Genomic DNA, 12,826 nt, shown 5'->3' on the forward strand with positions numbered 1-12,826 from the left:
CCCCGGAGGAGTTCCGGAGACAGTCCCTTGCGGCGTAGTTTTTATTTAAGCCGTCCAAGTTTTGGGGTGCAGTTCACGGATAGGACCTCGGGGGCGTTCGGTTAACTGCGGGAGCGTGCCGTCAGCTCAATGTGTTCGGTTGGGATCGGAAATCAACCGGTTTTTCAAACGAAAAGCGCCCGCGGCCAAATGGTCGCGGGCGCTTGACGAGGTGCCTTTTGGCTGTGTGGCGTGGGGCCTGGCTACTTGGTCTTGGCAACCAGCAGCGGGTCGCCAAGCTTGACGAGCGGGTTGCCGCCGATAAGCGTTCCAGACTCGCCGACATGGTCGATGCTCTTAAGACGATCGAGCTCGGAGACGATGACGGTCACGATGTCCTCGTGACCAGCGGCCTTAATGGCCTCGCGGTCGAAGCTGATGAGCGGCTGGCCTGCCTTGACCACATCGCCCATCTCGACAAAGCGGGCAAAACCCTTGCCGTTCATTTCCACGGTGCCCAGGCCAACATGGATGAACACGCGCAGGCCGTCCTCGGTGATCATGCCGATGGAGTGGTTGGTGACAGTGGTGGCACCGATGCGGCCGTTGGCGGGCGCATAGATGGTGCCGGTAATGGGCTCGATGCCATAGCCCTGGCCAAGCATGCCCGAGGCGATCGTCTCGTCGGGAACCTCGTTCAGGTTGACGAGCACGCCGTTGACGGGGGCATAGATGACGCCTTCGCGGGTAGCGAAGCTTGCTGCGGGCGGAACGGACGCCTCGCCGGTCGAGGTGAAGGTGGACTTAAGCGAATCGAGCAGACCCATAGTTGCCTCCAACTTAAATAGGCGCATATCGCGCGTTTGGTTTGCCGGAAACGTTTCACATGTGTTTCGCGGCTTGGTCAACGCCCCTATTCTACGCTGCTCAACGATACCTCTGAACTGGGATTATGTGATATATCAGTTGAAGGGAAACTTATTGCCGGAGTGTTTCTGCGCCACGGGTTCAAGTGGGGTACGCTTGAAGGCGAAAAACAAGGGCGCATAATTTGCGCGAAGGGAGCACATATGATTGTCGAGAACCATGCGCTGTGGGGCGAGGAGTCGACCGAGGATTATCCGGCGACGTTTACGTATTTGGGTGCCGAGCCGTTGCCCGATAAACCGAATGGCCGCCGCCCCGCGGTGATTATCTGTGGCGGAGGTGCGTTTACGCATATCGCTCCGCATGAGCAGGATCCTGTGGCGTTTGCGTTTTTGGATCACGGTTACCAGGCCTTTGTGCTCAACTATGTCACGAGTTCTACGGGTGACGTGAGCTTTCCGCACCCCCAGGCAGATCTTGCCAAGATGGTCGCCACGGTGCGCGCCAACGCCGACGAGTGGCATGTCGATCCTAAGCGCGTGTGCGTCGTGGGCTTTTCTGCTGGCGGCATGATTTGCGCCTCGCTGGCAACACAGTGGAAGACCGGCCCCTTTGCGGCACTTGCCGGGGCGCGTCCGGACGACATTCGTCCCGATGCCGTGGTGCTGGGCTATCCATTGCTAGACTTTGCCTATGTGCGCGACATGCAGACGCGCGATCCGCGCATTGACTTGCGTGTGCCCAAGACGGGCGGCAAGACGGGGCGCGATTTGCTTAACGACTACCTGTCGATGGTGACGGGTGGCGAGGCGACTGACGAGCATCTGGCCGACATCTGCCCCACCACGCATGTTTCGCGTCAGATGCCGCCGACCTTTGTGTGGGGCGTGTCCGACGACAAGACGGCGCCGATCGCGCAGGTCTACCCGTTTGCGCAGCGCATGGCCGAGGAGGGCGTTGCATGCGAGATGCACGTCTTCGACCAGGGTGGTCACGGCCTTTCGCTCGGCAACGCCAACACCGCGGTCGACAACGAGGACAAGCAGGTGGCGGTCCGCCCTTGGATTCGCCTAGCCTTCCGCTTCCTGGAGCGCCATCTGTAAGAGGACGGGCATCCCAGCCCTTCAATAACTTGCGGTGAAATAGTTCCTATCTGGGGCATCAACCAGCCCATCCAGGAACTATTCCACCGCAACTTCGTTTTTGATGCCCCGTCCGGAAACTGCGCCCCAGTTTTGCCTTTCAAGGTGGGACGCAGTTTCCCATAGGGCCTCGACTGGGAAAGCGCGTCCCGTTTCGAGCGGGGATTCCGGGATGCATTTTCCGTAAGAGGCCTGTTTGGGAAACCATATCCCGTTTCGAGCCGGAATTCTGGGATGTAGTTTCCCCGAGAGGCCTCATCGGGAAACTATGGCCCTGAACTCTCCTGCCTGTCCCCATTGCGCCAATTTGCTGATTGAACATCGTTGTGTGTTCGCGCTATCATGCATGGTTAAATTGGTTAGCCGTGGCAAACGGTTAGCCAAGGTGAACATAAATGCAACGCCCTGTGGGCGCCGGGGGAGGAACACGGACGTGAAGCTCGATACGCTCGAGATTGGAAAGGACGCCGTTGTCGCATCGGTGGCATCGGACGACCAGGCACTCCGACAGCATATTTTGGACATGGGCCTAACGCCGGGCACCGAAGTCACCATGATGAAGTACGCCCCCATGGGCGACCCGCTCGAGATTCGCCTGCGTGGCTACGAGTTGACGCTGCGCAAGGATGATGCCGCACGCATTGAGCTCGTGGATGTGCACGACACCGATACCGGTCCGCGCGCCAACGCCGCAATCGGAACGACGGAGCATCCGGCACTCGGCGAGGGGATGTATTCGCCCCGTGCGGCAAAAACGGCCGTGCCCGAGGGCGCACCGCTGCATTTTGCCCTCGCCGGCAACCAAAACTGCGGTAAGACCACGCTGTTCAACCAGCTTACGGGCTCCAACCAGCACGTCGGTAACTTTCCTGGCGTGACGGTCGACCGCAAGGACGGCACCATCCGTAACCATCCCGAGGCAAGCGTTACCGATCTGCCCGGCATTTACTCCCTGTCGCCGTACACGGGCGAAGAGATCGTCAGCCGCCAATTCATCTTGGACGAAAACCCCGACGCCATCATCGACATCATCGACGCCACCAACATCGAACGTAACCTGTACCTGACGCTGCAGCTTATGGAGCTCGACCGCCCCATGGTCATCGCGCTCAACATGATGGACGAGGTGACGGCCAACGGCGGCGCCGTGGACGTCAATCTGCTCGAGAGCCTGTTGGGCGTGCCTGTTGTTCCCATTAGCGCTGCCCGCAACGAGGGTATCGGCGAGCTGGTGGATCATGCCTTGCACGTGGCGCGGTTCCGCGAGCGCCCCGGTCGCCTGGACTTCTGTGCGCCCGATGGATCGGACGGCGGCGCACTGCATCGCTGCATCCACGGCATTGCCAACCTGATCGAGGACCATGCCGTGACGGCGCACATCCCGGTGCGCTTTGCGGCGACCAAGCTGGTTGAGGGCGACGAGCTGGTGACCGAGGCGCTTCACCTGGATCGCAACGAGCTCGACGCTATCGAGCACATCATTACCCAGATGGAGGGCGAGGCCGGCACCGACCGCCTGTCCGCGCTGGCCGATATGCGCTTTAGCTTTATCGGCGACGTGTGCGGGCGCTGCGTCGTCAAACCGCACGAAAGCCGCGAGCACGTGCGCTCCGTCAAGATCGACCGCATCCTGACGGGTCGCTACACGGCCATTCCGGCGTTCCTGGTGATCATGGGCCTCGTCTTTTGGCTGACGTTTGGCGTGATCGGCGCGGCGTTGCAGGGACTCATGGAGGACGGTATCGCTGCTATCATCGCCTCGGCCGATGCGGGCCTCAAGGCGTTCGGCACCAACGACGTGGTGCGCTCGCTGGCTGTCGACGGCGTGCTTACGGGCGTGGGCAGTGTGCTGACCTTCCTGCCGATTATCGTCGTGCTCTTCTTGTTCCTCTCCATTCTGGAAGACTCGGGCTACATGGCGCGCGTCGCCTTTGTCATGGATAAGGTGCTGCGTCGTTTTGGCCTGTCGGGCCGCAGCTTTGTGCCCATGCTCGTCGGTTTTGGCTGCACCGTGCCGGCTATCATGTCGACCCGTACGCTCCCATCCGAGCACGACCGCAAGATGACGGTCATGCTCACGCCGTTTATGAGCTGCTCAGCCAAGTTGCCGGTTTACGGCTTGCTGTGCGGGGCGTTTTTCCCACAGGCAACGGTTCCCGCCATGGTCTCGCTCTATCTGATCGGTATCGTGGTCGGCTGCATCGCGGCTTTGGTGCTCAACCGCACGGCATTTAAGGGCGACCCGGTGCCGTTTATCATGGAGCTTCCCAATTACCGCCTGCCGAGCGTCAAGACGACGGTGATGCTGGCATGGGATAAGGCCAAGGACTTCATCACCAAGGCCTTTACCATTATCTTTGCCGCTACGGTGGTCATCTGGTTCCTGCAGACGTTCGATATCCGCTTTAACGTGGTCGCCGACCAGTCGCAGAGTCTGCTTGCCGGCCTGGGTAGCATCATCGCCCCGCTGCTGGCGCCGCTCGGCTTTGGCGACTGGCGCGCATCCACGGCGCTCGTCACCGGACTTATTGCCAAGGAGAGCGTCATCTCGACTCTCACAGTGCTTTTGGGCGCGACCTCACCCGCGGCACTGTCGACCATGTTTTCGCCGTTTACCGCTTACGTGTTCCTGGTCTTTGCGTTGCTGTACCCGCCCTGCGTGGCGGCCATCGGCGCCGTCAGGAGCGAGTTGGGCGCGCGCTATGCCGTTGCCGTGTTCGCGTTTCAAGTGACGGTCGCCTGGATCGTGGCGTTTGTCGTGCATTCGGCGGGCATATTGCTGGGGCTGGCTTAGCTATTTATTGACGGCGCAACCTCTGTGTATCGAATTGTTTCGGTCCCGTGTCCGTTACTGACGGATGTGGGACCGTTGCTATATAATCGCCTCCGCTCAAAATGATTGGAGATGTTATATATGAGTCAGGGAAGGCAAGACGGCATCACGCTCAGGCAGTGGCTCCCACTCGTCGGGCTCACCTGCTGTGCGTTCGTGTTCAACACGTCGGAGTTTATGCCCATCGGCCTTTTGACTGATATCGCCGCGTCGTTCTCGCTCACCGAGGCCCAGGCGGGCATCATGATCTCGGTCTATGCCTGGGGCGTCATGCTGCTGTCGTTGCCGCTCATGGTGTTTGCCTCGCGCTTCGAGTTCAAGCGGATGCTGCTGGGCGTGCTTGCCGTGTTCTCGCTCGGCCAGTTCCTGTCCGCCGTGGCGCCCACCTATCCCATCTTGGTCTGCGCGCGCCTGGTGGTCGCTTGCGCGCATGCCGTGTTCTGGTCGGTCGCTTCGATTATGGCCTCGCGCCTGGTCGACACGCGCCATGGGGCGCTCGCCATCAGCATGATCGCCACTGGCTCGTCCATCGCGCAGATCTTTGGCCTGCCCCTCGGTCGCGCCATAGGCTTGGCCGTGGGCTGGCGCATGACGTTTGCCGTGGTCGGGGGCCTCTCGGCCATCGCGGCCGTCTACCAGGCAGCGGTGTTCCCGGCCATGCCGGCGGGTGAGCGCTTTACCGTCAAGCAACTGCCCGAGCTGCTCAAGAACCCGCTCCTCATCGCGCTCTACGCAGTCACGGTCTTCATGGCGACCGGCTATTACGCAAGCTACAGCTATATCGAGCCCTTCCTGGCGCAGGTCGCGCACGTCGATGCGGGCGCCATTACCATGACGCTGACGGCGTTTGGCTGCTCTGGTTTGCTCGGAAGCTGGCTGTTTGGCCGCCTGTTCGATGGGCATCGCTTCCCGTTCTTGGCTATCACGCTCTCCGGCGTGCCGGTGGCCCTGCTGCTCATGGGGCCGGCCGCATCGTCGCTCGTGACAGTGCTTGCCGTCTGCGCACTGTGGGGTTGCTGCGCCACGGCCTTTAACGTGGCGTTTCAGGCCGAGCTCATCAAGCACACGCCGGCAGATTCGTCGGCCGTTGCCATGTCGATCTTCTCGGGCCTGTTCAACCTCGGTATCGGCACGGGTACCGCGATCGGCGGAGCCGTGGTTTCGGGTCCCGGTATCGCCTGGATCGGCTTCGCGGGCGGTGCGATCGCTGCCGTGGGCGTCATCCTCGCTATCACGGTGATGTTCCCGGCCATTCGTCGCGCAAAGCCTGTCGCCTAATCACGTTTCCTCATCAGTTGCGGTGGAATAGTTCCTGTTTAAGGCCTCTGAAGGCCCAAGCAGGAACTATTCCACCGCAACTTATTTTGGGGGAGAGGATACAAGCTGGGCATACAATGGATGTCGTTGTGTTGCGCTTACCGGGAGGTTGCTATGTGGGCATACGAGACGACGTTCTATCAAATCTATCCGCTGGGCTTTTGTGGAGCTCCGCGCGAAAACGCCGCGCCCGTTGCCGAGGATGAGCTCGCCCAGGCCGCCGATGCCACAGCTAGCCCCGATGCCCCCATCATGAAGATTGCCCAATGGGCCGACTACCTGCAGGAACTCGGTATTGGCGCTGTGCTCATCAACCCGCCGCTCGAGTCTGATAGCCATGGCTACGACACGCGCAGCCTGCGCCATATTGATCGCCGCCTGGGTGGGGACGCCGACTTTGCCGCCGTATGCGACACGCTGCATGCCCATGGCATCCGCGTGGTGCTCGATGCCGTCTTCAACCACGTCGGCCGCGGTTTTTGGGCCTTCCGCGATGTGCAGGAGCGCAAGTGGGACTCGCCGTACAAGGACTGGTTCCACATTAGCTTTGACGGCGATTCCTGCTATGGCGATGGCTTTTGGTACGAGGGCTGGGAAGGCCATTTTGAGCTTGTGAAGCTCAACCTGCAAAATCCCGCTGTGGTCGATTACCTGCTCGAGTCCGTGCGCCGCTGGGCCGAGGTCTTTGGCGTCGACGGCCTGCGCCTGGACGTTGCCTATATGCTCGACCGCGACTTTATGCGCCGCCTGCACGTCTTTACCCATGAGCTCAAGCCCGACTTTGTGCTGATCGGCGAGACGCTCCACGGCGACTACAACCAAATCGTCAACGACGAGATGCTCGACTCCTGCACCAACTACGAGTGCTACAAGGGCCTGTACTCCAGCTTTAACTCGGTCAACATGTTCGAGATCGCCCATTCGCTGCACCGCCAGTTTGGCGGTGATCCGTGGTGCATCTACCGCGGCAAACATCTGCTGTCGTTTGTCGACAACCACGATGTGCCGCGCCTGGCAAGTATCCTCACCGACAAGTCGTGTCTGCGTCCCGCCTACGGCATGCTCTTTGGCATGCCGGGCATCCCGTGCGTCTACTATGGCAGCGAGTGGGGAATTGCCGGCGAAAAGGGTGGCCCCGATGGCGACTGGGCGCTGAGACCTGCGCTCAATGAGCCTGCGCCCAACGAGCTGACGGCGTTCATCACGCAGCTTGCGCACCTTCGCTCGGCCGACGACGCGGCTGCCCGTGCTCTCAACTACGGTGCCTATCGCAACGTGGTGATCCAGAACAAGCAGCTGCTGTTCGAGCGCGCCTGTGACGGCGCGACGGTACTCGTGGCGGTGAATGCCGTGGGTGAGCCTTACACCTTTGGCGCCGGCGAGCTCAACGGGTCCTTCGTCGACCTGCTTGCCGACGATGCGCCCACGGTCGAGCTGACGGGTACCCTTGAGCTTGCACCCTACGAGGTGCGCTATCTGTTGAGAGCCTAGCCCATGGCCGTATCTGACGAGGGCTATCAACATATTGAGCATGGGTTTGAGCCCGTGTTTGACGAGCACTCGCGCGTTTTGGTGCTCGGGTCGTTTCCCTCGGTGCTTTCGCGCGCCAATGCCTTTTATTACGGGAACCCTCAGAATCGCTTTTGGCGTGTGATGGCCACGTGCCTCGGTATGCCTGTGCCGCCCAACGAGGGCGATCCTTTGGCAAGCGGTGAGCCCGCGACGCTCGATGCCTCCATTGCCGCCAAGCGGGTCATGCTGTTGAACGGCGGCGTAGCCCTGTGGGATGCAATCGAGAGCTGCGACATTAAGGGCTCGAGCGACGCGAGCATCCGCAACGTTGTGCCGGCACATATCGAGCGCATTACCGATGCCGCGCCGATCGAGGTCGTTGTCTGTAACGGCGGTACGGCAGGGCGACTCTACAAACGCTACTTGCAAGATCGGACGGGGCTGCCTGCCATTGTCCTGCCCTCGACAAGTCCCGCCAATGCCGCCTGGTGCCTGGAGCGTCTTGTTGAGCGTTGGCACGAAGCCGTTGACTGGGCTGTTATTTAATTTAGTTTTTTGTTTGAGCGTGGGCGCCCAGACGTTTCAGAGCGCCTCGCCAGATCGGCGCGGGCACGGCTGGCTCGGCGCAAACCATGCCGTCGGCGTCGACGTTGGCGGCATTGCCGCCGCCAAGTCGCTGTGCATGCTCGACGGAGCAGCCCATGCGCACAGCGCCCACAAGCTTATCCATCGCTTCCGAAAATGGTCGGCGCAAGAGGCCCATGCGTGGGGAATGGCGAAGCGCTGCGATGCCGCTGCCGGCGCAGATGGCAACGCCGCCACACCACAATTGGTCATGGCGCTCACATGCCTTGCGCAGGCGAACGGCGGTCCCACGCGCCCGCTCTGTGCCCTCTTGTGCGGCTCGAATCGCGGCATAGACGCGCGTTCCCGTACCGCCAAAGCGCTCAAGCGCCCGCTCGATGGCTGTCAACGTCTCATCGTCAGCCACATCTTCAATGGCCAGCACGATGCCATCGGCAACGCTGCCGGCGTCATTTGCCTTCAAGTCGACCGGGCGGGGGAGTGCGGTGCCGGAAAACCGGGCATAGGCGGCGATGGCATCCTGCAGGTCCCAAAGCAAAAACTCAAGATCGGCGCTATTGGGAATACTGATATACGCAATGGTGTGCAGTGTTTTTGGTACGTCGCCGCGCGCGGTCGTCTCCATGCCATCTCCTTTCCGGCTCGTTTCCGTTTAGGTTACACCGTCTGGTGGCGCCCCGCCGCGCTATCCTAGTGCAACCCTTACGAAAGGAACGCCATGCGTCTGCCCATGAATACCTCGCTTGCCATGCTCAAGCCCTCCGGTATCCGCCGGATCAACGCGCTCGCCGCCCAGCATCCGGGGTGCATCGCGCTCGCGCTCGGCGAGCCCGATTTTCCCACGCCCGATGTGATTAGCGCCGAGGTGACCGCCGCACTGGACCGCGGTGACACGCACTATCCGCTCAACAACGGTCGCCCCGCCCTGCGTGAGGCGTTGTCTGCCTACATGGGGGGCGCGGGCCTTACGTTTTCGGCCGACGAGGTCATCCTGACCGACGGCGCGACCGAGGCCCTGTCGGCAACATTCATGGCCATGCTCAACCCCGGCGACGAGGTCATTATCCCCACGCCGGCCTTTGGCCTGTACGAGAGCATCGTCGTGGCCAACCACGCCAAAGCGGTCTTTTTGGATACGGAGCCTGCGCAATTTCAGATTGACGAGGATGCGCTTCGTGCTTGCGTGACGCCGGCGACCAAGGCCATCGTCATCTGCACGCCCAACAATCCTACAGGCTGCATCCTCAACGCAGCATCGCTCGACGCCGTGGCGCGCGTAGCGGAGCAGGCGGGCATCTACGTGATCTGCGACGACGTATACAACCGCCTGGTCTACGTGGACGGCTACGAGCGCTTTGCCCAGCGCCACCCGGAGCTTCGTGAGCAGACGGTAGTCATCGAGAGCTTCTCCAAGCCCTGGGCTATGACCGGCTGGCGTCTGGGCTGGCTCGCAGCAGCGGCACCCGTCATCGCCGAGATCGCAAAAGCTCACCAATACCTAGTATCGAGCGCCGTCTCCTTCGAGATGGACGCCGCGGCCCGAGCCCTGACCGTCGACCCAACCCCCATGCTCGAAGTCTACCGAGCCCGTCGCGAATGCGTACTCGCAGCCTTAGACGCCATGGGCCTCGACGTAGTAGAGCCCGCAGGAGCCTTCTACACTTTCCCGAGCATCAAAAAATTCGGTCTAACCAGCGAAGACTTCTGCATCAAAGCCATCAAAGAAGCAAACGTAGCCCTAGTCCCGGGCGACTGTTTCGGCACCGAAGGCCACATCCGCCTAAGCTACTGCGTCTCCGACAAAGACCTAGACGAAGGACTAGCCCGCCTGTCCAACTTCGTTTCAACCCTGTAGCCCTCAGGGACGCAACACATCAGCCCACCGACCCAAGCATTATGAGTGGGGGCGTCAGCCAACGAAAACCCGGGCTGCCCAAAGTCAACGCAGGCACGCGCCGCCGAAGGCCAGGCACAAGGTTTTCGTAGATTCCGCACGAGCCGAAGAGCACTTAATGTGCTCTTCGTGCGAGCCAGGACTTGACCGAGCGAAAACCTTGCGCCTGGCCTTCGGCGGCGCGTGCCGGATGGTGGAATTGTGTGCAGCCCGGTTTTCCGTTGACCGACGCCGGGGTCCCCGCCATAATACTTTTGATTCACGCACGAATCCGCTGCCAGAGACAGCCGGCGCAAACGGGTCTTACCCGCGAGCTTAATGGGATATCCCGCCAGCCGAGGTGGTCGAGTAGATATGTCTTCTCGCCCCCGTCGCTCATGCAGCGCGGGGGCTTTCTTTTTGGACATGCCCCCGTCACGTCCTTGTGGCGGACCGTGCCCGGAAAGAATTCGAGGAGGTGTAATTCATGCCCCAGCAGTACAAAATCGACAAGGTTGCAGAGATCGAGTCCCGTATCGCCGAGAACGCCGGTCTGTTCGTCGTCAAATACAACGGTCTGACGGTTAAGCAGGCTCAGGAGCTGCGTCATCAGCTTCGCGAGTGCGGCGCCGAGATGAAGGTCTACAAGAACAACCTGGTCAAGATCGCTCTCAAGAACCAGGAGCAGCCCGAGCTCGACGAGATCCTCGCCGGCCCCGTCGCTTATGTGTTCTACGAGTCCGAGCCGGTCGAGGCCGCTAAGGCCCTTAAGGACTTCTCCGCTCAGTCCAAGGGCGTCCTTGAGATCAAGGGCGGTATCTCTGACGGCAAGGCCGTTTCCGCTGATGATGTTAAGGCTATCGCCGAGCTGCCCACCAAGGATCAGCTTCTCGGCCAGATCGCCGGTCTCATCTCCGGTTTCGCTCGCGACATCGCTGTCTGCGTCAACGGCGTTTCCTCTGGTCTCGCTCGTTCGATCCAGCAGGTCTCCGAGCAGAAGGCAGCCTAGTTGCTGTTTTCACCCGCGGCGGCAACGCCGCACCCCTGGCGCATTCGCGCCGTGTTTTAACTGATCTCCGTGCATTCGCACGGAAACCGAAAGGACTTAGAAATGGCTAAGCTTACCACCGATGAGATCATCGATGCTCTTAAGGAAATGACCCTTCTCGAGGCTTCCGAGCTCGTCAAGGCTATCGAGGACACCTTCGGCGTTTCCGCCGCTGCTCCTGCCGCTGTTGTCGCCGCTCCCGCTGCTGGCGCTGCTGAGGCCGAGGAGAAGACCGAGTTTGACGTCGTGCTCGAGGGCTTCGGCGACAACAAGATCCAGGTCATCAAGGCCGTCCGTGAGCTCACCAACCTTGGCCTGAAGGAGGCCAAGGAGGTCGTCGAGGGCGCTCCCAAGGCTGTTCTCGAGGGTGCCAAGAAAGAGGACGCCGAGGCTGCCAAGGAGAAGCTCGAGGCTGCTGGCGCTGCTGTCACCCTCAAGTAATCAGGCTTTCTCGCCAGATTTCTTTAAAGACGGGGTTCGCATTGCGAGCCCCGTCTTTTTTGTTTTTCGGTCCCTCGGCATCGGTTGCTCAAACTGCCATATTCTGTGATTTGCGTCGTATCGGGTGCCCTGCCGTTGGGCAATAAAATTGCACCATTCGAGCAATAATTTGCGTTGACCTGCTGAAGAATTGCCTCTGCCTTGTAGCGACATATAGTTCCAGCGGTAAGATGCTTGGGTATCGCAATTTGGTCTGCGGCTGTGTGCCGCACGCATGGGGCGCTTTTGCGCCTGCGAAAGGATCTTTGAATAACATGAAGGCAATCATCCCCGCCGCCGGTCTTGGCACGCGTTTTCTGCCTGGCACCAAGTGCACGCCCAAAGAGATGCTGCCGGTGCTCGACAAGCCCGTCATTCAGTACGTCGTCGAGGAGGCGCTCGACCCCGAGGAAGTCGACGACGCCATCATCGTTACATCTCCCGGTAAGCCCGAGCTACTGAACTACTTCCAGCCCGATCGCTCGCTCGAGAACCTGCTGCGCGAGCGCGGCAAGAACGCCTATGCCGATGCCGTCGCCCACGCTGGCGGTATGCCGGTCGACTTCCGTTATCAGTACGAGCCCAAGGGCCTCGGCCATGCTATCCGCTCTGCTGCCGACGCCGTGGCAGGGGAGAACTTCCTGGTTCTTCTGGGCGACTACGTTGTGCCTAATCGCGACATCTGCGACAAGATGCTCGCCGTTTCCAAGGAGCACGGTGGAGCTTCGGTTATCGCCGTCGCTGCTTGCTCGCCCGAGGAAGTCAGCCGCTACGGCGTTATCGCCGGCGAGCGCGTCGGTTCGCTCGAGGGCGGCGAGGACGTTGCCGATGCAGAGCCGGGCGCTGTCTGGCGTATCGGCGGTCTGGTCGAGAAGCCCGCTCCCGAGGCGGCTCCGTCCAACCTGTACATCGTCGGTCGCTACCTGCTGAGCCCGCTGGTCATGGACCTGCTGGCAGATCAGCAGGCCGGCAAGGGCGGCGAGATCCAGCTCACCGACGCCATGGCCCGTTCGCTCGACCGTGAGGCCATGTATGCCGTCGTCATCGACCCGCTGTCGGGCTACGACACCGGCACTCCCTCTGGCTGGATGGCCACCAACGCCCTCATGGCTGCAAGCGATCCCCGCTTTGCCGATGCCTTCTGGGACGCCATCGACGAGCGCGGCGGATTGATGCGCAAGTAAGCCTTC

Annotated in this window: 11 protein-coding genes; 9 read left to right on the forward strand and 2 right to left on the reverse strand. The window is 61.0% G+C overall.

The genetic code is table 11. The features are described 5' to 3' along the window. Positions 1–242: 242 nt before the first annotated feature. A complete protein-coding gene (locus I4W09_RS06570; protein WP_040359007.1) occupies positions 243–806 on the reverse strand; it encodes a PTS sugar transporter subunit IIA in 564 nt (187 codons plus the stop codon). Positions 807–1,049: 243 nt separating this feature from the next. Here I4W09_RS06570 and I4W09_RS06575 point away from each other — a divergent pair, with 243 nt between their 5' ends. The 5 genes from I4W09_RS06575 (at position 1,050) to I4W09_RS06595 (ending at position 8,196) form a co-directional block, all read left to right on the forward strand. After that, positions 1,050–1,949: an alpha/beta hydrolase gene (locus I4W09_RS06575; RefSeq protein WP_196033024.1), complete on the forward strand. Its 900-nt coding sequence runs from the start codon at positions 1,050–1,052 to the stop codon at positions 1,947–1,949. Positions 1,950–2,421: 472 nt separating this feature from the next. Continuing rightward, on the forward strand, positions 2,422–4,782 hold the full coding sequence (gene feoB, locus I4W09_RS06580) for a ferrous iron transport protein B (protein ID WP_196033027.1): 2,361 nt from the start codon (positions 2,422–2,424) through the stop codon (positions 4,780–4,782). Positions 4,783–4,902: 120 nt separating this feature from the next. Next, positions 4,903–6,099: an MFS transporter gene (locus I4W09_RS06585; protein WP_196033030.1), complete on the forward strand. Its 1,197-nt coding sequence runs from the start codon at positions 4,903–4,905 to the stop codon at positions 6,097–6,099. A 153-nt stretch (positions 6,100–6,252) separates the two neighbouring features. Beyond that, complete coding sequence (locus I4W09_RS06590; RefSeq protein ID WP_196033033.1) at positions 6,253–7,629, forward strand: alpha-amylase family glycosyl hydrolase; 1,377 nt, start codon at positions 6,253–6,255, stop codon at positions 7,627–7,629. A gap of 3 nt (positions 7,630–7,632) precedes the next feature. Then, a complete protein-coding gene (locus tag I4W09_RS06595) occupies positions 7,633–8,196 on the forward strand; it encodes a uracil-DNA glycosylase family protein (protein WP_196033036.1) in 564 nt (187 codons plus the stop codon). A 1-nt stretch (position 8,197) separates the two neighbouring features. Here I4W09_RS06595 and I4W09_RS06600 read toward each other — a convergent pair whose 3' ends face one another. Further along, on the reverse strand, positions 8,198–8,860 hold the full coding sequence (locus I4W09_RS06600; RefSeq protein WP_196033039.1) for a hypothetical protein: 663 nt from the start codon (positions 8,858–8,860) through the stop codon (positions 8,198–8,200). Between the two features lie 93 nt (positions 8,861–8,953). Here I4W09_RS06600 and I4W09_RS06605 point away from each other — a divergent pair, with 93 nt between their 5' ends. The 4 genes from I4W09_RS06605 (at position 8,954) to I4W09_RS06620 (ending at position 12,820) form a co-directional block, all read left to right on the forward strand. Further along, entirely contained in the window at positions 8,954–10,090 is a 1,137-nt protein-coding gene (locus I4W09_RS06605) for a pyridoxal phosphate-dependent aminotransferase (protein WP_196033042.1), read from the forward strand. 505 nt (positions 10,091–10,595) lie between these two features. Beyond that, positions 10,596–11,117, forward strand: a complete 522-nt coding sequence (rplJ, locus tag I4W09_RS06610) for a 50S ribosomal protein L10 (RefSeq protein ID WP_196033045.1) — start codon at positions 10,596–10,598, stop codon at positions 11,115–11,117. Positions 11,118–11,219: 102 nt separating this feature from the next. Next, positions 11,220–11,597 carry a 50S ribosomal protein L7/L12 gene (gene rplL, locus I4W09_RS06615; RefSeq protein ID WP_006235005.1) on the forward strand — a complete coding sequence of 126 codons (378 nt, stop codon included), beginning with the start codon at positions 11,220–11,222 and terminating at the stop codon, positions 11,595–11,597. A 314-nt stretch (positions 11,598–11,911) separates the two neighbouring features. Continuing rightward, positions 11,912–12,820, forward strand: coding sequence for a UTP--glucose-1-phosphate uridylyltransferase (locus I4W09_RS06620; protein ID WP_196033048.1), 909 nt, complete (start codon positions 11,912–11,914; stop codon positions 12,818–12,820). The last annotated feature ends 6 nt before the right edge of the window (positions 12,821–12,826 follow it).

The organism is Collinsella aerofaciens (assembly GCF_015670795.1).
In the GTDB taxonomy this organism is placed as follows: Bacteria; Actinomycetota; Coriobacteriia; order Coriobacteriales; family Coriobacteriaceae; genus Collinsella; species Collinsella aerofaciens_Q.

What these genes read in the sequence shown, in the direction of transcription:
- rplJ (WP_196033045.1), top strand. Translation starts at nt 10,596, where the DNA reads ATGCCCCAGCAGTACAAAATCGACAAGGTTGCAGAGATCGAGTCCCGT.
- I4W09_RS06590 (WP_196033033.1), top strand. Translation starts at nt 6,253, where the DNA reads ATGTGGGCATACGAGACGACGTTCTATCAAATCTATCCGCTGGGCTTT.
- I4W09_RS06585 (WP_196033030.1), top strand. Translation starts at nt 4,903, where the DNA reads ATGAGTCAGGGAAGGCAAGACGGCATCACGCTCAGGCAGTGGCTCCCA.
- I4W09_RS06575 (WP_196033024.1), top strand. Translation starts at nt 1,050, where the DNA reads ATGATTGTCGAGAACCATGCGCTGTGGGGCGAGGAGTCGACCGAGGAT.
- I4W09_RS06620 (WP_196033048.1), top strand. Translation starts at nt 11,912, where the DNA reads ATGAAGGCAATCATCCCCGCCGCCGGTCTTGGCACGCGTTTTCTGCCT.
- I4W09_RS06595 (WP_196033036.1), top strand. Translation starts at nt 7,633, where the DNA reads ATGGCCGTATCTGACGAGGGCTATCAACATATTGAGCATGGGTTTGAG.
- I4W09_RS06605 (WP_196033042.1), top strand. Translation starts at nt 8,954, where the DNA reads ATGCGTCTGCCCATGAATACCTCGCTTGCCATGCTCAAGCCCTCCGGT.
- rplL (WP_006235005.1), top strand. Translation starts at nt 11,220, where the DNA reads ATGGCTAAGCTTACCACCGATGAGATCATCGATGCTCTTAAGGAAATG.
- I4W09_RS06570 (WP_040359007.1), bottom strand. Translation starts at nt 806, where the DNA reads ATGGGTCTGCTCGATTCGCTTAAGTCCACCTTCACCTCGACCGGCGAG.
- I4W09_RS06600 (WP_196033039.1), bottom strand. Translation starts at nt 8,860, where the DNA reads ATGGAGACGACCGCGCGCGGCGACGTACCAAAAACACTGCACACCATT.